Genomic DNA, 480 nt, shown 5'->3' on the forward strand with positions numbered 1-480 from the left:
CACTCAGGCGTATGTGTTTTACCTAGTCTACGACGGTATATGCAATGCTATGTTGACCGCGCGGCTTGGCGAGGTCGCTAATCAGAAGATGCGATATTTTTTGGTGGTGGGCGAGAAGTTCGCCCGCGCCGGCGAGCGCGCGCTGGAGCTGGGCGCGCCGTTCGTCAACTTTTCCGCCAGCGGCGGCGCGCGGATGCAGGAGAGCCTGTTCTCGCTGATGCAGATGGCCAAGACCTCGGCGGTCCTGGCCCGGCTGCGCGAGGCCGGCGTTCCCTACATCTCGGTCCTGACCCATCCGACCACCGGCGGCGTCTCGGCCAGCCTGGCGATGCTGGGCGACCTGAACATCGCCGAGCCCGAGGCCCAGATCGGCTTCGCCGGCCCGCGGGTGATCGAGCAGACCGTGCGCGAGAAGCTGCCGGAAGGCTTCCAGCGCTCGGAGTTCCTGCTCGAGCACGGCGCCATCGACCAGATCTGCGA

1 pseudogene is annotated in these 480 nt (G+C 65.8%); it reads left to right on the forward strand.

The features are described 5' to 3' along the window. Positions 1-103: 103 nt before the first annotated feature. A pseudogene (locus tag CSC70_RS14395) lies at positions 104-480 on the forward strand (acetyl-CoA carboxylase carboxyltransferase subunit beta); the annotation flags it as partial.

Source organism: Pseudoxanthomonas kalamensis DSM 18571, from assembly GCF_010211745.1.
Classification (GTDB): Bacteria; Pseudomonadota; Gammaproteobacteria; order Xanthomonadales; family Xanthomonadaceae; genus Pseudoxanthomonas_A; species Pseudoxanthomonas_A kalamensis.